The following is a 23,350-nucleotide window of genomic DNA, read 5'->3' on the forward strand; positions in this document are numbered from 1 at the left end:
ATGGACGGTCTATTGGCCCAGGCGCTGGTCGACGAAGCACCAGCGCCAGTCCTCTCCCGGCTCGAACGAGCGGATCACCGGGTGGCCGGTCTCCTTGTAGTGGGCGGTGGCGTGCTTGCCGGGAGAGGAGTCGCAGCAGCCGATGTGGCCGCACCCCTGGCATTTGCGGAGGTGCACCCATCGCATGCCGTGCTCCAGGCACTCCTGGCAGCCTTCGGGCGTGAGCGGCTCAGCGTCGGCCGCTACGAGCAGGTGTTCGCAGTTCCCCATGTCGCAGATGTTACGGCGCGAGCCGGGGTGCGCGCCGCGCCCCCATGCCCTCGTGCCCCTGCCCCCGTGCTGCGTACCCGCGCCCTGGCCCGCGCCCCGTACCCGCGCCCCGTACCCGCGCCCCGTACCCGCGCCCCGTACCCGCGCGCCCCGGCCCCGTGCCCCTGCGCTGTGTACGCCGAACCTCCACAAACTCCCCCTCGGGATCTGCACACGGCTTCCGTAGGTTCCTGGGCCATGACGACGACGGTCGACACGGGCGACTTCACCGCCTGGTTACGCGACTTCGAGGGCGCGGCGCTGCTGCGGAGCACCTGGGGCGACCCCGACTGGAGCGCCGGAGCGCGGCTGGAGCCCGCCCTCGTACGGAGCCTCCAGCGGTTCCAGGTGGGGGAGGCCGGCGACGGCGCCCACCTCATGGACAAGGCCCGCCGGGCGGGCGACCCCGTGTATGCGGAGGCGGTCCGCCTGTTCGTGGCCGAGGAGCGCGAGCACGCCCGCCTGCTCGGCCGGCTCCTGGAGGCGGCGGGCGCGGCGACGATCTGCGGCCACTGGACCGACGCGGTCTTCGTCCGGCTGCGGCGGATCCTCGGACTGCGCACGGAGCTGATGGTCCTGATGCTCGCCGAGGTGGTCGCGCTCGGCTACTACCGGGCCGTGCGCGACGGCGTCCTGGACCTGCTCGCGGCGGAGGTCGCGGGCCGGATCCTCGCCGACGAGCTGCGCCATGTGCCCTTCCACCGTGACCGGCTGCGGTGGTCCTTCCGGAGGTCCTCCCGGTTGTCGCGGGCGATCGCCTCGGCCCTGTGGTGGGCGCTGCTGGCGGGCGTGCTGGCTGTGGTCGCCCTCGATCACGGCGACGCCCTGCGCGGGGCCGGAGTGTCCAGGACCGCCTTGGCCCGCGAGGTCGCGGGATATTTCCGCGGCGTTGTCGCCGAGGTCATGGCGCGGTGACGATGCGTGACGGCACCGTGACGGCGCCGTGATTGGCGTGATGACGATATGACCGTGATGCAGGTCATCACGCTGCGGCATGACCGTGATGAGCTCATGAGGCTGCGGCGGTGCCGGGGGAGGTGCGTGCGGAGGCCCCCCCGAAGGGCTCCCCGCTTTCGGTCCCGCGGCGAGCGGGCCGCGGTTGGGTAGGGTGATCGGCATGCGACTCCTCCCGTCCGCCGCCGCCTGCGCGGCCGCCGTCCTGCTCGCCTCCGGCTGCGCGAGCGCGGACAAGGCGCAGACGTGCGCCGAGGCGACGCGGCTCATCGGCCAGACCATCAGCGGGATCGGCAACGTTGTGGACGACCCCGCCGCCATGCGCAAGAAGATCGAGGACGGCGCCGCCGATCTGGAGGACATGGCGAACAAGGCCGCCGACACCACGCTCAGGGACGCCCTCCAGGGGCTCGCCGACAGCCTTCAGAAGCTCGACGTCAAGGACGCCAACGCGGCGGTGGACGCGGCGCAGAAGGTCGCCACCGACGGCGCGAGCCACCTGCGCGAGGTCAGCCAGGCCTGCATCTGACCCTGGGGGCCGGCGCCGATTCGCCCGCTGCGCCGATTCGCCCGCTGCGCCGGCTCGGGCGTGGTCCGTGAGGGTGCCTGTCCCCTCCCGGCCGGGCCGAGTGCCGGCGTGACCGCCACGCTAAGGAGCAACCCGGCAAATCCCTGGGAAAAGGGGCACAAATAGCGTTCTCCCGTGGAAGAGAACGAACCCGACCCTCGCTTCGTCCTCGCCAACGAGCGTACGTTCCTCACCTGGATCAGCACCTCCCTCGCGCTGAGCGCGGGCGGCATCGCCATCGCGGTCGTCCCCGGGGACGTCTTCGTGCCGTGGGTGCGTACGCTGCTCGCCGTCGTGCTCGTGCTGCTGTCCGCCGTGGCGGCCGGCTCGGCCTATCCCCGCTGGCGGCACATCGACCGGGCGCTCCGGCAGGACCGCGCGCTCCCGCCGCCGGCCCTGACCCCCCTGTTCGGGTACGGCGTGGCCGGGGTGGCCGTCCTGGCCCTGCTCCTCATCCTCCTGGCACGATGAGCGGCGCGTGAGCCGCGAGACGAGGCCGGGCCTGCACAGTGAGCGGACCCGCATGGCCTGGGTCCGCACGGCCGTGACCATGGCGGGCTCGGGTGTCGGAGCGGCGGGGATCATGGTCCGCCACGACCTGCCCGGCCTCGCCGTCCCCTTCGCGGCGGCCGCGCTGGCCGGGGCGGTCCTGCTGCTGCGCACCGGGAGGCGGCACCGCGCCCTGGGGCGGATGCTCCGGCACGGGCGCCCGCTCGCTCACCGGCTGGACGCCCGCATCGCCTGGGCGGGCGCGCTGGCCGTCGCCGCCGCGGCGCTGGTCGCGGTGCTCGCACTGGCCGCATGAACCCACCAGTCCGGCGGAGCCGGAAGGAACGTCGCTCCCGCGCGGCTCGCTCGCTCCTCCGCGCCGTCACGCGGAACGGCAGGTCGCCGAGGGGAGTGGCGGCCGGAAGGATCTTTCAGATCGCCGGCACGGCTTCCATCGTGTGCGGGCGGGCGCTGGTCTCCAGCCGGACGCCGCCGACGGCCGTCACCGCCGCCTTGTCCGCGTTCTTCCCCGCCCACGCCTCCGCCTGCCCGCGCAGGGTCCGATCGGGAGAAAGCAGAGTGTCCGCCATCATCGAGAAGAGACTCGTGCACGGCTTCGATCCGACGCCGAGATCGCAGCGGGCTTTCACGGACACCACCTTGTCCGGCCCGTCGTACCAGATGTAGACGGACATGTGGAGCCTGGTGGCGTCGCCGGGCCGGCAGATCATCCCCATCTTGGCGCCGGTCAGCGGGTCGGACGCCGTGGACCTCGTGCATCTCCAGGAATTGGCCGCCTGCAGCCAGTTCACCGCGACCATGTTGAGCGTCACCTTGGGCAGGTACCGCTGCTTTCCCGTGGGGAACCTCCCAGGGAACGAGGGCGCGGGGGCGTCCGTCACCGGTTCGGTGGTCGCCAGGCCGGCGGCTGCGCCGACGAGCCCGCCAAGCGCCAGCGCCGCGATCAGCGTGCCCGCCGTGACCAGCACGAATACCGCGGTTCCCGTCCGGCGGGGCCGAGGGCCGGCGCCGGAGGGGGCCGGAGTGGGAGCCCCGGTCCCGGGGGGCGCGTACGGGGGCGCCTGCAGGCCGGCATGCTGCTGAGCCGCCTGCGCCCCGGGTGTGTGCGGCCAGGGCGAGGCCGCGGACGGATGACCGGTCGCAGGCCAGGGAGGCGGCGGCACGTTGAGGCCCTGCTGGGCCGGTGTTCCCGGAGGGGGCGGCACGCTGGGGTCGTGGGTGGCCGGTCCGGGAGGCGGCGGCACGGTGAAGCCCTGCTGGGCCGGTGTTCCGGGAGGCGGCGGCGCCTGCACCGGCTGCCAGGTGGCGCCGTCCCACCAGAACCTGCCGTCCGGAGAGTACGGCCAGCCGGGCGGAGCCGCCATCACTGTCTCCTCTTCATCGTGAGCTCGATGGATCGGGTGTTCGCGTTCCGCTCCACCGTGTACTCCCAATCGAGAACGTAGGTGATGTCCCCGTCGCCGGCGATCTGCTCGGCCAGCCAGCCGCCGACCTTCTTGACCGTCGAGGGATCGTCACGGTGGGGCAGCATCGCGAACCACGACATGTAGTCCAGTCCGGCCGCCGCCGTGGTGCTGTCCGGGTTGATGATCCTGGCCTCGACCTTGCTGATGTATTCGTAGAAGTCCGTCACGTTGCCGGCGCGGAAGAGGTCCGCCTCGAACCGCACTCTGCCGATTCTCAGCTCACAGGACCAGAACAGCCGCTTGTCGGCGCAGGTGTGCCCCTGGCCCTGCAGCGCCTCGACCACGGTGCCGATCGAGAGGCCGGGAACGCAGTCGTGGCCGCAGTATTTCGTGTCCTGCTCGCGATCGATGCGGGCGACGGCGTAAGCGCCGGCGCCCGCGATCAGGAAGACGACCAGGCCGACCGCCACGACCACGATCCGGCGAGACCCGCGGCCACTCCGCGTCAACTCCACAGTCACGAAGACGGAGTATGGCAACAAAGCCCAAAATCTGGGACAAAAACGCGAATATCGCCGAGCTGAGCCGAGCATCGCGCCGCCGCGGGCCGGTCGTGGAGGCGTCCGGCGGCAGGCCGCCGGACGCCTCCGCCCGGGTCAGTACCAGTTGTGGGACCGGAAGTGGCCCCAGGCGCCGCACGGCGATCCGTATCGGCCCTTGATGTATCGCAGCCCCCATCTGATCTGGGTCTGCGGGTTGAACCGCCAGTCGCCGGCGACGTAGCCCATCTTCCGTCCGGGCAGCGCCTGCGGGATGCCGTAGGCGCCCGAGCCCTGGTTGTAGGCCCGGTGGTCCCAGTTGCTCTCCCTGGTCCAGAGGCTGTCCAAGCACTGGAACTGCTGACCCGACCAGGTGTGGCGGGTGACGAGCCGGAAGGCGTAGGCCTTGCTGCGGGTCTTCGCCGGCGCCTGGCGGAACCGGGGCGGCCGCGCCGTCACCCGCGTCGTCCACACTCCGACGTGGGTGACGGGCCGCACGCTCTCCCCGGTCTGCTCCGCGGCAGCCCACTCGCCGGCCCATTCGCCGGCCCACGCCACTCCGCTTCCGCCACCGGCGACGGTGGCCGCGATGACGGCGGCGACTGTGTTGCGTAGAACGCTTCTGCTGTCCAAATCGGTCCTTGTCGTCGGGTCGCGTGCGGAAGGCGGGCGCGCATGGCGCCCGCCGCGCGGCCGCGCGCCCATGGCGTGGGCGCCGGCGTCCGCTCGGCCCGCACCGGATCACCACGAACTTCCGGCGGGCACCGCGACGGGTCCTCACGCGGATTGAAATACGGCCGCCCGCCTGCCCGGCGGCATTCGCGGCACGATGCGGACGGTTCTTTGCCGATCCACCCCCAACGCCTACCGTTCCCGGGGACGTGGCTTACCGAGCAAGGCGCGCCCTGCGGCGAGAACGGACGGGACCCTCGTTTAGGGTGCGGACATGAGCGTTCTCGATATTCCGGTGACCACGATCGACGGCGAGGGCACGACCCTCGGCGACCTGCTCGGCGGCGGGGCCGCCCTGGTGGTCAACGTGGCGTCCAGGTGCGGGCTGACCCCGCAGTACGAGGGCCTGGTCGCGCTCCAGCGGGCGTACGCCGATCGCGGATTCACCGTCGTCGGCGTGCCCTGCAACCAGTTCATGGGCCAGGAGCCCGGCTCGGCTGAGGAGATCAAGGAATTCTGCTCCACGACCTACGGCGTGGACTTCCCGTTGCTGGACAAGACCGAGGTCAACGGCCCGGGGCGGCATCCTCTCTACGCCGCGCTGACCGAGGTCCCCGACACGGAGGGCGAGGCGGGCGACATCCAGTGGAACTTCGAGAAGTTCCTGGTCGCCGCCGACGGCCAGGTGGTGGCCCGGTTCCGGCCCCGCGTCGTCCCCGAGGCCCCGGAGATCGCCGAGGCGATCGAGAAGGTCATCGCCTAGGCGATGACACCTTGGGCCCGCAGCTCGCCCGTACGACGAGCTGTGTGGGCAGCGTGACGGCCGGAGGACGCCTGCCGTGCCGCAGCACCAGCTCCGCGGCGCGATAGCCGATGTCCTGGGCCGGCTGGGCGATCACCGTCAGCGGCGGGGAGCACAGCTCGGCCCAGGGCACGTCGTCGAACATGATGAGCGACACGTCCCTGGGGATGCGCACGTCCAGCTCGCGGGCGGCCAGCACGGCCGCCTCCCCGAGCACGTTGCCGCCCGCGATCACCGCGGTGACGTCCGGCCGGTGCTGCAGCAGGCCCGCGGCCGCGGCGTAGGCGGAGTCGCGGCTCGACCGGGCGTGCACCACCAGATCCCGGTCGGCGGGCAGGCCCAGTGAGGCGATCGCGGCCCTGAACGCGGCCACCCGCTGTGACTGCGCGTGCCGGCCGATATAGGCGATCTTCCGGTGGCCCAGCCCGGCCAGGTACTCCACGGCCGTCAGCACCCCCGCCCGGTCGTCGGGCACCACGCTGGGCACGTCCGTGCGCACCCGCCGGTCGGCGAACACGACGTTCAGTCCCGCACGCAGGGCGGGCGCCCACATCTCGCCGTCCCCGGACGGCACCGCGATCACCCGGTCCATGCTCTGCTCGATGAGCGTGCCGATCAGCTCGGCCTCCCGCTCGGGGTCGTCGCCGGTGACCCCCACCGTGACGGGCTCGCCGTACGACCGGGCGCACGACAGCACGCCGTCGGTCAGCCGCGCGTAGAAGCTGTCGGTGATGTCGGGGACCAGCAGGCCGATGCCGCCCGTCCGCCGGCGCCTCAGGTTGCGTCCCAGCGCGCTCGGCCGGTAGTCGAGCCGCGCCGCGGCGGCGAGAACCTTCTCGCGGGTCTCGGCGCTCGCCGAGCCGCCCGACAGGACCCGGGACACGGTGGCCACCCCGACCCCGGCCGCCTCCGCCACTTCCTTGATCGTTATCCGCCCCTGCGATGGACCGCTCATGGAAACGATTCCATCATGGTTCCATGGGCTGTGTCATCGAAAACTTGACAATAGGCGATATTTCGGGGGACAGTTTTGAAAACGTATCCACTCTCTCTTGCTGTCTCGGAAGCGTGAAGGACTGGCATGGCTTCTATCGTTCTGAACAACGTCGACAAGATCTACGCGGGTGGGGTGAAGGCCGTCAACGGCCTCAACCTGGAGATCAAGGACGGCGAGTTCATGGTGCTGGTCGGCCCGTCGGGTTGTGGCAAGTCCACCGCCCTGCGGATGATCGCCGGCCTGGAGGACATCAGCGGCGGCGAGATCGTCATCGGCGACCGTGTTGTGAACCACCTTCCCCCGAAGGACCGCGACATCGCGATGGTCTTCCAGAACTACGCGCTCTACCCGCACATGACGGTCGAGGAGAACCTCGCCTTCGGCCTCAAGCTGCGCAAGATGTCCAAGCCGGAGATTCAGAAGCGCGTCAACGACGCCGCTCGGATGCTCGGCCTGGAGCAGTACCTCAAGCGCAAGCCGGCCGCCCTGTCCGGTGGTCAGCGCCAGCGTGTCGCGATGGGCCGCGCCATCGTCCGCGAGCCCCAGGCCTTCCTCATGGACGAGCCGCTGTCCAACCTGGACGCCAAGCTCCGCGTCTCCATGCGCGCCTCGCTGAACCAGCTCCACGAGCGCCTCGGCGTCACCACCGTGTACGTCACCCACGACCAGGTCGAGGCCATGACCCTCGGCGACCGCGTCTGCGTCCTGCGCGACGGTGTGCTCCAGCAGGTGGACACCCCGCAGAACCTGTTCGACAGCCCGGTCAACCTGTTCGTCGCCGGCTTCATGGGCTCCCCGGCCATGAACTTCACCTACGCCGAGCTGGTCCGCGACAACGGCGGCGCGGCCGTGGCCTTCGCCGGCTACCGCCTCCCCGTTCCCGACTCGACCTTCGCCGAGAAGCCGGGCCTCGACCGTTACATCGGCCGCAAGATCATTCTCGGTATCCGGCCGTCCGACTTCGAGGACGCCGGTTCGGCCAGCGGCAACAGCGCCGGGTGGGTGCGCGTCCCGGTCCGCGCCAACGTCACCGAGGAGCTGGGCTCCGAGATCAACGTCCTGTTCACGATCGACGCCCCGCCGGTCGAGCACAAGGACACCGTCGCCGCCGCCCACGACGGAGACGACGAGGAGACGACGCTGCCGCTGACCGGCGACAAGTCGCTGTGGACCGCGCGTGTCAACGCCCGCAGCCACGTCCGTCCCGGCCAGGAGCTCGAGCTCGTCGTCGACACGCACAACCTGCACTTCTTCGACGTCGACTCGGGCCTGTCCATCGGCCACGAGGCCAACATCGGCCGCTGATCCGGGTCACCCCCGCCGTACTACGGGCGGCGGGGGGGTTCCGGCGGAGCGCGGGCGCGGCACGCGCCCGCGCGACCGATCGTCGCCGGCCGGCATCCACACGGCCATCCACGCCCCCACCAGGCGCGCGTAGATGGAGTCGTGCCGGAGGCGGGCGTTGGTGGAGTCGTGCCGGAGGTGCGCACAGCGGAAGCCGTGCCGGAGGCGTGTGTAGCAGAGCAGCGCGGCGGCGGTCGCGGCGGTGACCGCCGCCATGGCGCTCGCGGGCACCCAGCCCAGTGCGACCGCGAGCCCGGCCGTTCCGGTGCCGGCCGAGACGCCGCACAGCGCGGGCGACGCCTTGCGCGCCGGCCCGGCAGGCCGGTCCGCGTGCCGTGACCGGCGGACGGCGTACACCCCGGCCCCCACGATGGCCGAAAGGGCCGGCAACAGCAGCCCGGACGCGACCACGGCCGTGCCCCGTCCGGCTGTCAGCCCGGCGGCCGTGCAGGTCAGGACGAACCCCGCGAACAGCGAGGCGGACGGCCCGAGCCGGACCCTGCCCCGCGCACTGCCGTGGGGGAGGGCGCCGAGGCACGCCCCGGTCAGGGCGGCCGCGAGCACCGCGAGGGACGGATCGCCCAGCACGAGCGCCGTCCCGCCGAGGAACGCGCCGGTGACGGCGGCGACCGCGGCCAGTGCGCCGCCGAGCCGGTCGAGCAGCCCGTACGCGTTGGTCATCGCGACGATCCACATCACGCTGACCGGGCCGTCGAGCCAGTCGCCCGTCAGCGTCACCTGCACACCGCACAGCACGACCCCGCCCGCCGCCACCGACTCCACGATGAGCCGCGTGACGAGCGGCAGCGTGCCCACGTCCGCGATGAGCCCGAGCAGCGCCACCGCAGCGGCGGCCAGCAGGACCGCGCTCACCCGCCGGTCGAGCGGGCCCACGGCCGCCATCGTGCCCGTCACCGCGGCGCCCGCCGTGGCCGCCGCAAGCGTCACCCCGCCCAGATAGGGGACCGTGCGCCGCACCGGGCGCAGGCCGGCGGCGGCGAACAGGCAGGCAACGGCTCCCGCGAGCGCGGGCGCCAGCGCCGCAAGGGGCGTCATCGGCTGCCCACCTCCGATCGCGTCGCGCCGCGCAACGCCCGGTAGAGGGCCTCGGTGTCGCCCACCAGCCGGTCCACGCAGAACGCCCGCGCGGTCCATACGCGGGCCGACTCGCCCATTCGCCGCGCCAGGCCGGGGTCCACCAGCAGCCGTACGACGTGGTCGGCCATCTCGTCAGGGTCGGGCTCGGTCAGGAACCCCGTGCGGCGGTCCATGACGACCTCGGGAACGCTGCCGACGCGCGTGGCCACCACCGGCAGGCCCGCCATGCCGGCCTCCACGAGCGCCAGCGGCGTGCCCTCGCTGTCGGAGGTGAGCAGCACCACGTCGGCCGCGGCGTACACGGTCTCGACGTCGCGCCGCCAGCCGAGCAGCCGGAAGGAGTCCCACATCGGCATGACGGCCCGTTCCACCTCCTCCTTCAGCTCGCCGCTGCCGCAGACGAGGAACCGGGCGCCGGGCAGCCGGGCCAGGACCGCCCTGGCGACCTCCGCGAACCGGTCGGGCCGTTTGGCCTTCTTCAGCCGGCCGACGTACGCCACGACCGGCGCGTCCAGCGGGACGCCCAGCGCGGCGCGGGCCCGGCCACGCTCGGGCAGGGGGGCGAGCCCGGCGCCCGGCGGGATGACGACGTACTGCTCGGGCCGGCCGATCCCGGCCGCGAGGAGGTCGTCGCGCACCCGGGCGCCGACCGTGACGAGGCGGTCGGTCATCCTCGCCAGCCGGCGCTCGGTGCGGATGTAGACGGTCCGCCGCAGGCGGGAGAGCTGCCCGTCGAGGAGGTGGCCGTGGTAGCTGTGCACCCGGGCGGCCCCGAGGCCCGACAGCCGTACCGCGAGGCGGCCGAGCGCGCCCGCCTTGGTGGTCCTGGTGTGCACGATGTGCGGCCTGAACTCCCGCATCGCGTTCGTCAGCCGGAACAGGGCCCGATAGTCGTCGGCCGGCTTGATGGCGCGGCCGAGGCCCGGCACCCGGTGGACCGGGATCGTCACGTCCCGAAGCTGCAGGTGGTCGCCCTCGCCGCCGTCGACGTATCCGGTGTACAGGCGGTGGTCGAACTCCACCGGGCTGAGCCGCTCGCACAACCCGGTGACCTGGGTGGCGGGACCGCTCACGTTCATCCGGGCGATTATCTCCATGACACGAATCCGGTCGTCCGGTTTCATGCTGGCTCCTCCCTGATCATGTGGAGAAGCTAGTCCGCGGTCCCACCGCCGAAGGGGTGCCCGGACGCCGCCGGAAGAGACTTTTCCCAATCCGTACCCAAGCCTTACAGCTGTCCCGTCCGCCAATCCCGGGGGCGGCGACGGGGTCGCTTCTACAGTCGTAGCGTGGCGGAGAAGCTGGTGGTCGTGGGCCAGGGCCGGGCCGGGCTGCCCTTGGCGATGCGCGCCGTGGAGGCGGGATTCCGCGTCGTCGGCCTCGACGAGGACGAGTGGCGGGTCAAGCGGCTGAACGCGGGGGAGCCGTGCGCCGAGGGCGTCGGCGCGGGGGCGCTGGCCGCCGCGCACGCCTCCGGCCGGTACGCGGCGAGCGCGGACGCGGCCGACGCCTCCGGGTTCGACGTCTGCGTGCTCACCTCGCCCGTACGGATGCGGAACGGCGCGCCCGACCTCGGCCCGCTCGGCTCGGCCGCGGGGCGGATCGCCCCGTTCCTGCGGCCGGGGGCGACCGTGGTGCTGGAGGGCGCCGCTTATCCCGGCACCACCGAGGAGTTCGTACGGCCGCTGCTCGAACAGGGGTCGGGACTGAGCGGAGACGACTTCCACCTCGGTCACAGCCCGCACCGGGCCGAGCCGGGCAATCCGCGCTGGCGGCTCGGCAACACGCCCAAGGTCGTCTCGGGCGTCGACGCGGCCTCGCTGCGAGCGGTGACTGACTTCTACGGCAGGCTGGTGCGGGAGACCGTCCCGGTCTCCTCGCCCCGGGTGTCGGAGTTGTGCGCGCTGCTGGAAAGCGCCCGCGCGCACGTCGGCGCGGCCCTGGCCAACGAGCTGTCGATCTTCGCCGCGCACCTCGGCGTCGACGTGTGGGAGGCGGTCGAGGCCGCCTCCACCACACCGTTCGGGCACGCCGCCGCGGCTCCCAGCCCCGCGATCGAGGACTCCTGCCTGCCGCTCGACGTGGCGTACCTGCCGTGGGGGATCCGGCGCGGCGTCGGGCGGGGATTCCGGCTGATCGAGGCGGCCAACGACGTCAACGCGCACATGCCCGCCCACGTGGTCGACCGGCTCGGCCTCGCGCTCAACCGGAGGTGCCGCTCGATCAGGGGCAGCAGGATCCTGCTGCTCGGGCTGTCGCCGGTCGAGGTCGCCAAGACGCTGTGCCGGCTCGGAGCCCGGGTGCGGGCCGCGGATCCGCAGGCCGAGGATTTCGTCGTACCGGCCGGTGTCGAGATGGTCGAGCCCGACGCCGCCGAGATGGCCAGGGCCGACGCGGTCGTCGTGCTCGGCGGACAGGACTGCTACGACTACGACCTGGTCCAGCGGGCCAGCCGGTTCGTCTTCGACACCCGGGGCCGTTGCCGCGGCCCGAACGTCGAACGGCTGTGAGTCAGCGGTAGCGCAGCCGCGCCACGCGGCCGACCAGGTTGAGCGGCAGGAGCCGGGCGAGCGCCGCGACCGCCTTGTAGCGGGCCGAAGGGACGCTCACCCAGGCCCCGCGGGCCAGGTCGCGCATCGCGTCGGCGGCGACGCGGTCGGCCGACAGCCAGGCGAAGCGCGGCAGGCCGGACATGTCGAGCTTGGCCCGGTCGTGGAACTCGGTCCGCACGAACCCCGGGCACAGCGCCATCACCCGCACGCCGTCCCGGTTGACCATGTTGGCCGCCGAGGCGCTGTAGTTGACCACCCACGACTTCGTTGCGCTGTAGGTGCCGCCGGGGAGGAACGCCGCGACCGACGCCACGTTGATCACCCCGCCCCGCCTCTTGGAGATCATGTACGGCAGGGCCGCCCGGGTCAGCCGCAGCACCGCCTCGCAGTGCAGCCGCAGCATCCGGACCTCGTCCTCCACGGGGGTGTCGAGGAAGCCGCCGTGGTGCCCGAACCCCGCGTTGTTGACCAGCAGGTCGATGCCGGAACGCAGCCGCTCCTCGGCCGCCGCCATCCCCTCCTCGGTGGTCAGGTCGGCGTGCAGCGGCTCGACCGGCACGCCGTACCGCTTGTGCAGGGCCTCGGCGGAGGCGGCGAGCCGCTCCTCGTCGCGGGCCACCAGGACCAGGGAGAACCCGTCGGTGGCCAGGCGGCGTGCGAAGGCGGCGCCGATCCCGGCCGTCGCGCCGGTGATGAGTGCGGTGGGCATGACGGCAGCGTACCCACCGCACGGATTCCCCCGTCCGGCCCGTGGCGGCGGTCACACCTCGGCGGTGCGGCTGATCAGCTCCTCCACCTTCGCGCTGAGCCGGGCCGCCCGGGGCCACCCGGCGTACAGGGTGAGGAACACGACCGTTTCGCGTAGTTCGGCCGGGGTCAGCTCGTCCGAGCGCAGGGCGGTGCCGAGGTGCAGTTCGAGCATTTCGTCCATGTCCTGGCCGACGAGCAGGCCGAGCAGCAGCAACCGCCGTTCCCTGACCGTGAGCACCTGCCGGGACCACACCTCGGAGAACATGCGCTCCGCCGTCACCCCGAAGAAGCCGTCCGGCCCCTCGCCGGTGCTGTCTTCTTCGTAGACCTGCTTCATGTGCGCCTGCCCTTCCCCGCGGTGATTCCTGACGGCATGCATCAAGTTGTCGTGTTCGGGGCGGTCAGGCGTTACATGATCTGCTCATCCGACACTGACCGATCTCACGATGCAGGCTTTCCCGGGTGCCGCGGGTGCAGGACATGGGCCGTCGATCGGGGTGCGAGCGAGCCGGCAGGAACGGGATCGGCCGGCTCGAACAGCCGGAGGAGGCATTGGACGCAAGCGCACAGGAGGGAATCGCATACGACGGAAGCGCATACGACGGAAGCGGGGTGCGGACGGAAGCGGGGGAGCCCTGTCCCGAATATCGCGCCGGACGCGGCGAACAACAATGCGAACGTCGCCGGGACCGGCATTTCGGGCCCCGGCCGTCGGGGTCACGTGTACAGGCCACCAGTGCGGGCGACAGCCGTTTGATGTGCCGGAACCCGCTTTCGCCGGTCGTCCTTTGGGTATCGGGATCAGAGGTGAGTCTGCCGTCCAGTCCGTGCGTCCCGGAGGCGTACTCGGGCCGTCCCCGGGGCGTCCCCGGGGCGTCCTCGACGGCGCCCACGGAGCCGAGGAACAGAAGAAGGAGGAGGAGCGGGCCGGCGGCCGGAAGAGATCCGGGTGCGCCCGGCGCCGGTGATGCGAGTGGCCTCCGTATAACAGGAGGAATCAAGATCCGAGAAAGATTCGGTCTAGTTTTCCGGCGCATCGCAGACTTACCGTTGAGAAGGATGGTTGAAAAACGGGCACTACTACCTCGTAGACCCGCAAAGCGGAGGATAGGCCCTGGTGGAAAAACCGCGGGTAAGGACCGGGGTGGTGGGAACGGTCGTGGGGGCGGCGGTGGCCGCCTCTGTGCTGTCCGGCTGTGCCGGCCCTGAATACACCTACGTACACGACGATTCGGGCGGCACCTACTTCAAGGTTCCCGCGTCATGGCGGCAGATCGACCAGAAGGCGCTCGACAAGGTGGTCTTCGGTGACGCCGAGTCGACCACCGCGCAACTCGCGAAGCAGGCGGTGTGGGCGGCGGCGTTCGACGCTTATGACGAGCCGTCCCTCGTTCACCTGATCCAGGGTTCGGCCGGCGCCGAGGACAAGCCGTTCGCGTTCGCGAAGGTGCAAAAGCTCAGCGAGGACGACCAGAACGCGGTGTCGCTCGACGCTCTGCGCATGTCCCAGCCGATCCCGGTGCCGGTGACGAAAGAACAGCAGAAGGCGATCGAGGCGACCGGCTTTTCGGGCTTCGAGTTGCTGGCCGACGAGATGCTCCCCATCACGGACGGCGTCCGGGGCGTCCGCAGCGTCTACAACTACCGGCTCGGAGACGGCCCGGTGCAGACGTTCGACAAGACCGTCTACCTGTCGGCCGACGGGACGACGGTCTCCACGCTCCTGATCCGCTGCTCGCCTGCGTGCTATCGGAAGCGGGCCGCGGAGATCGACACCGTCGTCAAGTCCTTCAAGGTCAAGCACCTCATCAACCCGTGAAGGAGCCCCTCATATGAGCACGGCCCTCCCACCGAAGCACCACGAGGGGCTTCGTGAGCCGGGGTCGGGTCCGGTGGACCGCGACCCCCGCACCAGGAAACGTCTGCCGCTGTGGGACCGGACCAAGTTCCTGATCCTGCTCGCCGTCGCGTTCGGTGTCCTGCTCTGGAACACCATCGCCACCTACGAGGGCATCATCTCCTTCTATGACGCCTTCGTGATGACCGTCAGGGAGGCGTCCTGGGTCCTGTGGCTGGCGGGCGTCGAGCTGGTCCGGCAGATCCACTTCCTGATCAGCGAGCGCTCGGCCGGCTACCACCGCTTCTGGACGCAGAACGTCTTCGGCGGCTGGAACCGCTGGACCCACCGCAGGTTCAACGACTGGAACCGCTACCGCATCGCGCGGGCCGTCAAGTGGGTCGTCTGGATCGCGGTCATCGCACTGGTGCTGGGCAAGGTGCAGCAGGTCTCGCCGCTCCAGGCGCTCTACAGCGTGCCCGCCACCGTGTGGGGCTTCCTCCCCATGGTCCTGCAGCTCATGCTGATCATGGTGGTCGCCGTCGGGCAGTTCGTGGCGATCTTCTGGTTCCTGTCGCGCGGCGGCGTCGACGTCTACTACCCCGACGACATCAAGACGCGCTTTTCCGACGTCTGGGGCCAGGACCACGTCGTCGAGCGGGTCAAAGAGAACATCGTCTTCCTGGAGAAGCCGGACGAGATCGAGGCCAGGGGCGGCTACGTGCCCAGCGGCATCCTGCTGTGGGGCCCGCCCGGCACCGGCAAGACGCTGATGGCCGAGGCGGTCGCCGGCTCCACCGGCAAGCCGTACGTGTTCGTCGACCCGGGCGCGTTCATCAACATGTTCTTCGGCGTCGGCGTACTGAAGGTCAAGTCGCTGTTCCGCAAGCTGCGCAAGCTGGCCCTGCGTTACGGCGGCGTCATCGTGTTCTTCGACGAGGCCGACTCGCTCGGCAACCGCGGCGCGCTGGCGCAGGGCGGACCCGGCGGCTGGGGCCGTTCAGCGCCGGCGCCGTTCGGCCCTGCTTCCTCCGAGGGGGCCGGCTGCAACGGTTTCGCCTACCTCGACCCGCACACCCGCACCGTGCTCGGCCGTAACGCCGCGGGCCCGGCCGCCGAGGCCGCGCCCCCGCGGATGCCGCGCACCGGCGCCTTCGTCAACCGCATAATGTACGGCGGGGGCATGGGCGGCGGCGGTGGCGGCATGGGCACGCTGGAGGCGCTGCTCACCGAGATCTCCGGACTGAAGAAGCCGCGCGGCTTCGTCAACCGCTACGTGCGCAGGCTGCTCGGCATGCGGCCCAAGCCGCCGCCGAAATACCGCATTCTCATCATGATGGCCACGAACCTGCCCGAGGCCCTGGACGAGGCGCTGCTGCGGCCCGGCCGCATCGACCGCATCTACAAGGTCGGCTATCCCTCCAAGGCGGGCCGGATCCGCACGTACAAGGGCTACTTCGACAAGGTCAGCCACCAGCTCGGCGACGAGCAGATCGACAAGCTGGCCACGATCACGCCGTACGCCACCGGTGCGACGATCAAGGACCTGGTCAACGAGTCGCTGATCACCGCGATCCGGGACGGCCGGGAGACGATCACCTGGTCGGACGTGATGCGGGCCAAGCGGCTCAAGCAGCTCGGGCCGCCCGAGGACGTCGAGTACATCGAGCGTGAGCGGCACGCGGTCGCGGTGCACGAGGCGTGCCACGCGGTCGCCGCCTACCGCACCCGCCACCACCTGGAGATCGACCTGGCGACGATCGAGAAGGGCGCCGACTACCTCGGCATGGTGGCCAGCATCAAACCGGAGGACCAGTTCACCCGGTGGAAGTCGGAGTACGAGGCCGACATCATGGTGTCCCTCGCCTCGCTGGCGGGGGAGCGGATGTTCTTCGGTGAGGACAACTCCTCGGGCGTCTCCGGCGACCTGCAGAGCGCGACGGCGATCACCGGGCTGATGGAGGCCCACTGGGGCATGGGCATCGGGGTGGCCTCGCTGCCGGCGTTGCAGGAGCTCGGCCTGCGTGAGGGCAAGGCGGCCCAGCCGCAGCCGGGGGGCGGTGGCACCGGCTTCACCGGCACTCCCACGAGCCGGCGCGACGAGATGGTGCCCGACATGCTCCCCGAGCGGATCGAGTTCAACCTCAGCCGGCTGCTGGAGAGGACGGCCGAGCTGCTGCGCGAGCACCGCCGCGAGGTGCTGTCGGTCGCGCACGCGCTGGAACAGCACAAGACCCTCAACGGCGACGACGTGGTCGCGGTCATCGAGGGCAGGATGGGCCCGCTGATCGACGGCAGCGCCTACACCTCCGACGAGTTCTACGAGGAGATCGAGGCGTACCACACGGCCGCGGTGGCGGCCCACAAGGCGCACAGCGAGGTGCCGGTCGAGCTTCCGCTGCCCCGGACGCGGGTGATCGAGGCGTCGGTCGTGGCGGCGTCTCCGGGCGGCGCCGCGCCGGTGCTGGTCGCTCCGCCGCCGAACGGCCTGACCGGCGGCAACGGGCGCGTCCCGGCGGTGCAGACCGGCGTGGCGGAGCCGGACTTCGTGCCCTGGAACCGCACCTCTGCCCCGGTCTCCCCCGCCCCGCTGCTCGGGGAGCCGACCGGCGCGCCGCGCCGCACGTCGTACGGCGCGCTGTGGGCGGTCGTCGGGGTCGTCGTGGCGGTGGTGCTGCTCACACTGCTGGGGGTGCTGCTGTTCGCCTCGCCGCGGGGCGCGTCCGCCGCCGGAGCCGCCACCGTCGCAGGCGTTCCCACCGGCACGGCCGTGCTGCTGGCCGTCGCGCTGGTCGCGGTGATCGGCGGCATCGCGGTCGCGGTCCTGCTGGTCCGCTCCCACCAGGCGGGGCGGCGGCGGGCCGAGGAGGCCAGAGACCGGGCGGCCGAACGAGCGCAGTTGCTCGCGGCGGCCATGGACCCCGAGGTCGCCATGCGGCTGCTCGGCTACGAGGGCAGGCGCGGCCCGGAGGCCTGAGGCATGCTGTGATCCGATCCCCGGTGGGCCGCGCCCGCCGGGGATCGGCGTTGTGCTGTGGTGGGGCCGGCCGGTGCGTGCCCGGCGTTGACGCGTCCTTCCGGCCGAGGCTGGGACCTGGGCGAACGGACTATCCCCGGTACTTCTGACACGACCACCACTTTGTCCTACCGCCTACGAAAGTGGATGAAACCTTGGCGTAACTTCTTCCCCATCGTGATCAAAGACGGTAACTTGGCGCCCACTTGAGGCCGTCGCCACCTTCCGGCGTACGGCCCCGCCTTCGTCACCGGACCCGTGATCCACCCGAAAGGGCGGGCCGCGGCGTCCAGGGCGCACTAGATGGAGGACTGTCACCATGTCACGTAAGCGACTTCTCGCTCTGTCGGCGCTGACCGCGATCGTCGCACCGGTGTTCGCCGGCGCCGCCGCGCAGGCGGCCGTCACGGACGACTCCGCGTTCCGTGTGCTCGTCTTCGGCAAGACCACCGCCTTCCGGCACGACTCGATCCCCGCAGGTGAGGCGGCGATCCAGAAGCTCGGCCAGGAGAACGGCTTCGCGGTCGACGTGACGGAGGACGCGGCCCAGTTCACCGACGAGAACCTGGCCAAGTATCAGACCGTCGTCTTCATGTCCACGACGGGCGACCCGCTCGGTCAGCCCGAGCAGAAGGCGGCGTTCGAGCGCTACATCGAGAACGGCGGAGGCTTCGCCGGCGTTCACGCCGCCGGAGACTCGGGCTACAACTGGGCCTGGTACGGCGGCCTCGTCGGCGCCTACTTCCGCAACCACCCGGCACAGCAGAACGCCACGGTGAAGATGATCGGCCAGGGCGCGGCGTCCAACCGCGGGCTGCCGAACCGCTGGAACCGTTTCGACGAGTGGTACAACTACCGCACCAACCCGCGCGACGCCGGGGTGCGCGTGCTCGCCACTCTCGACGAGACGTCCTACAACCCCGGCTCCGGCGCCATGGGCGACCACCCCATCGCCTGGTGCCACAACTACGACGGCGGGCGCGCCTGGTACACGGGCATGGGCCACACCAAGGAGGCCTACAGCGACCCGCTGTTCCTGAAGCACCTGCTCGGCGGCATCAAGATGACCGCTGGTGTGACGAACTTCCCCTGCGACCCCGACGGCGACTGACCGCTCGCGAGGAACGCCCCATCGCGTGACGGGCGCCGGGATGCCGATCATCTGAGGCGCCCGAGCGAGGCGGACGACGAGCGCGCCGTCCGGTGCCCGCACCGGACGGCACGCCCACGCGTTCAGGACCGCGGGCCGCCGGGCGGCGAGCGGTCCTCGGGTCAGAGCCGGAAGCCCAGGTCGGGCGTGATCTCCGTCACGTCCATCTGGGCCTTCTGCAGGCGGCCCGAGTAGTCCCAGTTCATCGCCTGCCAGCGGGTGAACTGGTCGAGTACCCACATGCCGCTCTGCCTGCTGCCGTTGCCCGACTTGCCGTTCCCGCCGAACGGCAGGTGGGCCTCCGCGCCGGAGGTGGAGTTGTTGACGCTGACCATGCCGGCCGACACGCCCTCGCAAAACCGGAACACCGCCTTCGGGTCGGTGGTGTAGATGGACGACGACAGGCCGTACCCCGGCCGGTTGGCCAGGTCGATGGCCTCGTCGAGGGTGGAGAACGTCGTCACGCCCACGATCGGGCCGAACGTCTCCTCCAGGAACAGCCGGTCGCCGGGGCGGACGCCGTCCACCACCACGGGGTGGTAGTAGAGGCCCTCGCCGTCCATCCGCCCGGCCGGACCCGGCAGCACGGTGTGGTGCGGCTGGATCCAGCCCAGATACTCCTCGTATCGCTCGGCGAACTTGTGGTCGAGCAGCGGGCCGTACAGCACGTCGCCGTTCGGGTCGCCGACCTTCGCGTCACGCACCGCCTCGGTGAACCGGCGCAGGAACTCGTCGTGGACGTCCTCGTGGACGATGACCGTGCCGAGGGAGGTGCACCGCTGACCGGCGGTGCCGAAGCCGGAGAACAGGGCGCCCTCGGCGGCGAGGTCGAGATCGGCGTCCGGCATGACGACCATCGGGTTCTTGCCGCCGAGTTCCAGACAGGGCGACTGCAGGTGCCGCCCGCACAGCTCGCCGACGGCCCGGCCGACCGCGCTCGATCCGGTGAAGCCGACCTTGTGCACGGTGCCCTCGCCGAGCGCGCGGTCGAGACCCGCGTACGTCTGATCGCCGTCGGCGAAGACCAGGTTGAGCACGCCGTCGGGCAGTCCGGCCGCCGCGAACAGCCGGTAGAGCGCGTGCGCGGAGGCCGCGGCGTATTCGGCGGGCTTCCACACCACCGCGTTGCCGCACAGCAGCGCCGGAACCAGATACCACGAGGGGACGGCCACCGGGAAGTTGCCCGCCGTCACGACCGCCGCCACGCCGACCGGGACACGGAAGGTGAACAGGCTCTTGTCCGGCATCTCCGACGGCACCGTCTGCCCGTAGAGGCGGCGGCCCTCGCCGAGGAAGAAGTCGCAGGTGTCCACGATCTCGCGGACCTCGCCCAGCGCCTCGGCGTACGGCTTGCCGATCTCCTCGGTCACCAGCCGGGCCAGCGCCTCGGTGTTGGCCTCGACCAGGCGGCCGATCGAGGCGATCACCCGTCCGCGCACCGGCGCGGGGACACGCGCCCACTCCCGCTGGGCCGCCGCCGCGGCGCGGCAGGCGCCGGCGAAGTCGTCCGCGCCGGCGAGCAGGACCGTCGCCACCGTCTGCGCGGGTCGCGCCGGGTTCACGGACTTGTACGGCGTGCCCGAAGGCAGCTCCTCACCCGCGACGACGGAAACGATCTGCAGAGCCACCGCTGACCTCCGGAATTGTTGCTGGTTCCAAGCCTCGATTACACAGTATTTCCGTCCGCGGCGCCCGGCGACAGGCCCTCCTGCAGTGCCACCGCGGCGGCCTGGGTGCGGCTGGTCACGCCGAGCTTGGCCAGGATGTTCGAGACGTGCACGCTGACCGTCTTCTGCGAGATGAACAGCCGCTCGCCGATCTCCCGGTTGGCCAGGCCGCCCGCGACGTGCGCCAGCACCTCCCGCTCGCGCGCGGTGAGCGCGGACAGCCGCGCCGGCTCCCGTGCCGCTCCCGGCTGCTCACCGGCGGCGCCGCCCCGCGTGTCTCCGGCGTGCGTGTCGCCGGCGCGGGCGTCACCGGCGTGGGTGTCTCCGGCGTGGGCGGCGGGGGAGGCGGCGGGAACGGTCGCCGTCGGGTCGGGGAATCCGGCCCGCGTTCCGACCGCTCTGAGCGTCTGGAGGAAGGGCCGGGCTCCCAGCGCGGCGGCTGTGTGCACTGCGCGCTCCCACTCGGCGCGGGCCGCCGCGCGGTCACCCGTCCGCAGCAGGCTCTCGGCCAGGCGCCACCGCGACCGCGCCTCCTCGTAGCGGAAGCCGAAGCCGAACGCCGCGGTCGCGCGCCGCCAGACCTGCGGATCCTCCGTGCCGTGCGCGCGGTGCCACTCGGCCTCGGCCCGGGCCAGCCAGGCCATTCCCTCCGGCCCCAGCCGGCCCCGAGGGCCGTTCGGCCCGTTCTCCGCCGCCCACCGCGCCCGGCGTAGCAGGTCGTCGCAGGGCTCGCCGGTCCGGCCGAGGTCGGCCAGCGCCCACAGGCCGGTGGCCGCGATGCGGATCACACTGGGATCGAATGGCTCCAGCGCCGCGACGACCGCGTCGACGTGGTCGAGTGCGGTGAGCGGGTCGCCGCGCCACAGCGCCTGCTCGGCCGCCATGCCGCGCGCCATGTAGCCGATCAGCTCGTCCGACCAGAAACGGGACAGCCACCGCAGCCGCTCGTCGGCCACCGGGCGCCCCCGGCCCACCTCGACGAAGAGGGCGAACGACGACAGTTGCGCCTCGGCCCTGGTGCCGACGCGGACGCCGAACCCTCCCGCCAGCCGCTCGGCGGCGTCCCAGTCGCCGTCGGCGTAGTGCACCAGGTAGTGCAGGAAGCGCAGGTCGGTGCCGAACGTGCTCCAGGTGAGCCCGGTCTCCCCGGCCAGCCGTACGCCGTCCTCGGTGATGCGGGCGGCCACCGCGAGGGCGCCGTTCTCGTACTGGATACGGGCGAGGTTGAAGCGTGCCCGCAGGTCGATGGACAGGTCGCCCGAGGCGCGGCGGGTGGCGCGCGTGAGCAGGTCGACGGCGTGCTCGACGCTGCTCCCGAACTCCTCCTCGATCAGGGCGAGCGAGACGAGGGCGCTGGCCTCCGCGTCGCGGGCGCCGGTCGCCTCCGCGACCTCCAGCGCCCTGGACGCCGTCGCCGCCGCCTCCTCCTCGTGGTACTGCCGGAAGATTGCGCGGGCGTAGGTGGCCAGGGCCCTGGCCAGCAGCGGGCTGTGCGGTGCCGCGTCCACCGCCTCGCGGGCGGACGCGACCGCCTCGGCCTCGTCGCCGCCCGCGTCCGCCAGATAGTAGGACAGCCGTTCGCCGGTCTCCGCGATCAGGGCCGGGTCGCTCGCCTCGCGGCGGATCCGCCGCACCTGCTCCGCCGCCCGGTGGTAGTCGCCGGCCGCGGCCGCCGCCGCGGCGCTGGCCAGCGCGATCCTCGCCCGGTTCTCCCCGGCCAGCCGTTCGGCGTCCGGCACCTGGTTCCAGACCTCCAGCGCGCGCTCGAAGTGCCGGTGCGCCTCCGCCGGCGCGCCGAGCCCGGCGGCCAGCCGTCCGGCCTCCACCGACGCCCGCAGCGCGCCCGGGAGGTCGTGCCCGGCGAGATGGTGATGGGCCAGCTCGGCGGGGGAGCCGCGGCGTTCGGCGAGCAGCGCGGCGAACGCGGTGTGCAGGCGGGTCCGCTCGCCCGGCAGCAGGTCGTCGTAGACGGCCTCCTGGAGGAGCGCGTGCCGGAACGTGTAACCGTCGCTGCCCGCCGTGAGCAGCCGCTGGGAGACGATCTCGCGCAGCGCGTCCTCCAGCGGCAGGTCGCCGAGCCCGGTCGCGTCGCGCAGCAGGTCGTGGCCGACCCGGCGGCCGGCCACGGCGGCGACCCGCAGCACCTGCCGGGCGGTCTCCGGCAGGGTTTCCACCCGGGCGAGCAGCAGGTCGGCCAGCGTTCCGGGCAGCCGCGCCCGTTCGGCGCCGGCCGCCAGGAGCTCCTCGGCGAAGAACGGGTTGCCCCCGGCGCGCTCGATCACGGTCGTCAGGCCGCGTCCCGCCACCGGTTCCGCGGGGCCCTCGCCGTACTGGTCGAGGACGGCGAGATACTCGGCCATGTCGTCGTCGCCGAGCGGGGGCACCTCGACGGAGGTGACCAGCGGCAGCCGCCGCAGCTCGGCCAGGACCGGACGCAGCGGGTGGCGGCGGTGGAGGTCGTCCGTGCGGTAGGTGCCGACGAGGCAGACCCGCTCGCGCTGCAGCATGCGGGTGAGGAAGACGAGCAGGTCCCGGGTCGAGCGGTCGGCCCAGTGCAGGTCCTCGAACACGAACAGGACCGGCTGTCGCCCGGCCACCTCCGACAGCATGTCGAGCACCGACCCGAACAGGCGCTGCTGGGCGAGCCCCCCGGTGGTCCCCTCCGTAGGGCCCGTCTCGTCGCCGGGCAGCAGCCGCCGCAGCGCGGGACGGGCCGTGACGGCCGGACCGACCGGCCCGCCGGCATCGGCGGCGGCGCCGCGCAGGGCGTCCGCGAGCGGCAGATAAGGAAGGGCGTCACCGAGCTCGGCGCACTGGCCGGTGAGTGTCACGAAGCCGCGCCGCTGCGCGAGGTCGCACAGCTCGGTCACGAGCCGGGTCTTGCCGATCCCCGCGTCGCCGCCCACCAGGGCGACCCCCGCGAGCCCGGCCGCGGCGGCGTCCAGCACGCCGACGAGCCGATCGAGCTCCGCGGAACGCCCGATCAGCACCCTTTGCGGCGTACGCGCAACCACGCAGGTGAGTATGACACGCGACCCCGACAGAACCGCTCCCGCGCGTGCGCCCGCCGCCGCGGCGGGCCTCGAAGCGTAATCCGCAAGCCCGTGAACTTTTCAGCGTCCGCCGAACCGGTCAGGGGCGGTTCGAGCGCATCGCCGTGCCTATCCACCAGGCTGAAT

21 protein-coding genes are annotated in these 23,350 nt (G+C 72.0%); 10 read left to right on the forward strand and 11 right to left on the reverse strand.

Annotation, left to right across the window (positions count from 1 at the left end):
* Positions 1-9: 9 nt before the first annotated feature.
* Positions 10-270 carry a ubiquitin carboxyl-terminal hydrolase 14 gene (locus ACGFIB_RS12000; protein ID WP_142570083.1) on the reverse strand — a complete coding sequence of 87 codons (261 nt, stop codon included), beginning with the start codon at positions 268-270 and terminating at the stop codon, positions 10-12.
* A gap of 237 nt (positions 271-507) precedes the next feature.
* On the opposite strand from ACGFIB_RS12000, the gene ACGFIB_RS12005 reads away from it, so the two are divergent.
* The 4 genes from ACGFIB_RS12005 to ACGFIB_RS12020 all read left to right on the forward strand — a co-directional run bounded on the left by ACGFIB_RS12005 (position 508) and on the right by ACGFIB_RS12020 (position 2,636).
* Positions 508-1,224, forward strand: a complete 717-nt coding sequence (locus ACGFIB_RS12005; RefSeq protein ID WP_191052283.1) for a ferritin family protein — start codon at positions 508-510, stop codon at positions 1,222-1,224.
* 202 nt (positions 1,225-1,426) lie between these two features.
* Positions 1,427-1,792: a hypothetical protein gene (locus ACGFIB_RS12010; protein WP_357256754.1), complete on the forward strand. Its 366-nt coding sequence runs from the start codon at positions 1,427-1,429 to the stop codon at positions 1,790-1,792.
* A 174-nt stretch (positions 1,793-1,966) separates the two neighbouring features.
* Entirely contained in the window at positions 1,967-2,302 is a 336-nt protein-coding gene (locus ACGFIB_RS12015; RefSeq protein WP_393370946.1) for a YidH family protein, read from the forward strand.
* Between the two features lie 7 nt (positions 2,303-2,309).
* The gene (locus tag ACGFIB_RS12020; RefSeq protein ID WP_393370949.1) at positions 2,310-2,636 is read left to right on the forward strand and encodes a DUF202 domain-containing protein; all 327 of its coding nucleotides are present in this window, start codon (positions 2,310-2,312) and stop codon (positions 2,634-2,636) included.
* A gap of 115 nt (positions 2,637-2,751) precedes the next feature.
* Here the strand turns inward: ACGFIB_RS12020 and ACGFIB_RS12025 are convergent, their stop codons facing one another.
* The 3 genes from ACGFIB_RS12025 to ACGFIB_RS12035 form a co-directional block, all read right to left on the reverse strand.
* The gene (locus tag ACGFIB_RS12025; protein ID WP_393370952.1) at positions 2,752-3,705 is read right to left on the reverse strand and encodes a hypothetical protein; all 954 of its coding nucleotides are present in this window, start codon (positions 3,703-3,705) and stop codon (positions 2,752-2,754) included.
* Positions 3,705-4,268 (reverse strand): hypothetical protein, encoded by a 564-nt coding sequence (locus ACGFIB_RS12030; RefSeq protein ID WP_393370955.1) that lies wholly within the window; start codon positions 4,266-4,268, stop codon positions 3,705-3,707. The genes ACGFIB_RS12025 and ACGFIB_RS12030 overlap by 1 nt, the downstream gene beginning before the upstream one ends.
* Positions 4,269-4,403: 135 nt before the next feature.
* On the reverse strand, positions 4,404-4,919 hold the full coding sequence (locus tag ACGFIB_RS12035; RefSeq protein ID WP_191052280.1) for an aggregation-promoting factor C-terminal-like domain-containing protein: 516 nt from the start codon (positions 4,917-4,919) through the stop codon (positions 4,404-4,406).
* A 313-nt stretch (positions 4,920-5,232) separates the two neighbouring features.
* Here ACGFIB_RS12035 and ACGFIB_RS12040 point away from each other — a divergent pair, with 313 nt between their 5' ends.
* On the forward strand, positions 5,233-5,721 hold the full coding sequence (locus ACGFIB_RS12040; RefSeq protein WP_142570094.1) for a glutathione peroxidase: 489 nt from the start codon (positions 5,233-5,235) through the stop codon (positions 5,719-5,721).
* Here ACGFIB_RS12040 and ACGFIB_RS12045 read toward each other — a convergent pair.
* Positions 5,711-6,715 carry a LacI family DNA-binding transcriptional regulator gene (locus tag ACGFIB_RS12045; protein WP_142570095.1) on the reverse strand — a complete coding sequence of 335 codons (1,005 nt, stop codon included), beginning with the start codon at positions 6,713-6,715 and terminating at the stop codon, positions 5,711-5,713. The two genes, ACGFIB_RS12040 and ACGFIB_RS12045, sit on opposite strands and share 11 nt — an antisense overlap.
* Before the next feature lie 126 nt (positions 6,716-6,841).
* Between ACGFIB_RS12045 and ACGFIB_RS12050 the strand changes: the two genes are divergently transcribed.
* The gene (locus tag ACGFIB_RS12050; protein WP_142570098.1) at positions 6,842-8,062 is read left to right on the forward strand and encodes an ABC transporter ATP-binding protein; all 1,221 of its coding nucleotides are present in this window, start codon (positions 6,842-6,844) and stop codon (positions 8,060-8,062) included.
* Positions 8,063-8,068: 6 nt separating this feature from the next.
* Here ACGFIB_RS12050 and ACGFIB_RS12055 read toward each other — a convergent pair whose 3' ends face one another.
* Together ACGFIB_RS12055 and ACGFIB_RS12060 are read right to left on the reverse strand one after the other, a co-directional pair.
* Positions 8,069-9,157, reverse strand: a complete 1,089-nt coding sequence (locus tag ACGFIB_RS12055) for an MraY family glycosyltransferase (RefSeq protein WP_393370959.1) — start codon at positions 9,155-9,157, stop codon at positions 8,069-8,071.
* Positions 9,154-10,323: a glycosyltransferase gene (locus tag ACGFIB_RS12060; protein WP_142570102.1), complete on the reverse strand. Its 1,170-nt coding sequence runs from the start codon at positions 10,321-10,323 to the stop codon at positions 9,154-9,156. The genes ACGFIB_RS12055 and ACGFIB_RS12060 overlap by 4 nt, the downstream gene beginning before the upstream one ends.
* A 165-nt stretch (positions 10,324-10,488) precedes the next feature.
* Here ACGFIB_RS12060 and ACGFIB_RS12065 point away from each other — a divergent pair, with 165 nt between their 5' ends.
* The gene (locus ACGFIB_RS12065; protein ID WP_393370963.1) at positions 10,489-11,709 is read left to right on the forward strand and encodes a nucleotide sugar dehydrogenase; all 1,221 of its coding nucleotides are present in this window, start codon (positions 10,489-10,491) and stop codon (positions 11,707-11,709) included.
* 1 nt (position 11,710) lies between these two features.
* On the opposite strand, the gene ACGFIB_RS12070 is transcribed toward ACGFIB_RS12065, so the two are convergent.
* Together ACGFIB_RS12070 and ACGFIB_RS12075 are read right to left on the reverse strand one after the other, a co-directional pair.
* On the reverse strand, positions 11,711-12,460 hold the full coding sequence (locus ACGFIB_RS12070) for an SDR family NAD(P)-dependent oxidoreductase (RefSeq protein WP_142570106.1): 750 nt from the start codon (positions 12,458-12,460) through the stop codon (positions 11,711-11,713).
* A 51-nt stretch (positions 12,461-12,511) separates the two neighbouring features.
* Positions 12,512-12,838, reverse strand: a complete 327-nt coding sequence (locus tag ACGFIB_RS12075; protein ID WP_357242836.1) for a carboxymuconolactone decarboxylase family protein — start codon at positions 12,836-12,838, stop codon at positions 12,512-12,514.
* 810 nt (positions 12,839-13,648) lie between these two features.
* Here ACGFIB_RS12075 and ACGFIB_RS12080 point away from each other — a divergent pair.
* The 3 genes from ACGFIB_RS12080 (at position 13,649) to ACGFIB_RS12090 (ending at position 18,465) form a co-directional block, all read left to right on the forward strand.
* Positions 13,649-14,320, forward strand: coding sequence for a hypothetical protein (locus tag ACGFIB_RS12080; protein ID WP_142570110.1), 672 nt, complete (start codon positions 13,649-13,651; stop codon positions 14,318-14,320).
* Between the two features lie 13 nt (positions 14,321-14,333).
* Positions 14,334-17,315: an AAA family ATPase gene (locus ACGFIB_RS12085; protein WP_357256746.1), complete on the forward strand. Its 2,982-nt coding sequence runs from the start codon at positions 14,334-14,336 to the stop codon at positions 17,313-17,315.
* A 358-nt stretch (positions 17,316-17,673) separates the two neighbouring features.
* Positions 17,674-18,465 carry a ThuA domain-containing protein gene (locus tag ACGFIB_RS12090; protein WP_393370968.1) on the forward strand — a complete coding sequence of 264 codons (792 nt, stop codon included), beginning with the start codon at positions 17,674-17,676 and terminating at the stop codon, positions 18,463-18,465.
* A gap of 161 nt (positions 18,466-18,626) precedes the next feature.
* On the opposite strand, the gene ACGFIB_RS12095 is transcribed toward ACGFIB_RS12090, so the two are convergent.
* Both ACGFIB_RS12095 and ACGFIB_RS12100 read right to left on the reverse strand, forming a co-directional pair.
* Positions 18,627-20,132, reverse strand: a complete 1,506-nt coding sequence (locus ACGFIB_RS12095) for an aldehyde dehydrogenase family protein (protein ID WP_393370971.1) — start codon at positions 20,130-20,132, stop codon at positions 18,627-18,629.
* A 38-nt stretch (positions 20,133-20,170) separates the two neighbouring features.
* On the reverse strand, positions 20,171-23,161 hold the full coding sequence (locus ACGFIB_RS12100) for a helix-turn-helix transcriptional regulator (protein WP_393370974.1): 2,991 nt from the start codon (positions 23,159-23,161) through the stop codon (positions 20,171-20,173).
* Positions 23,162-23,350 lie beyond the last annotated feature (189 nt).

The organism is Microbispora bryophytorum, assembly GCF_043197435.1.
GTDB classification, from domain to species: domain Bacteria; phylum Actinomycetota; class Actinomycetes; order Streptosporangiales; family Streptosporangiaceae; genus Microbispora; species Microbispora bryophytorum.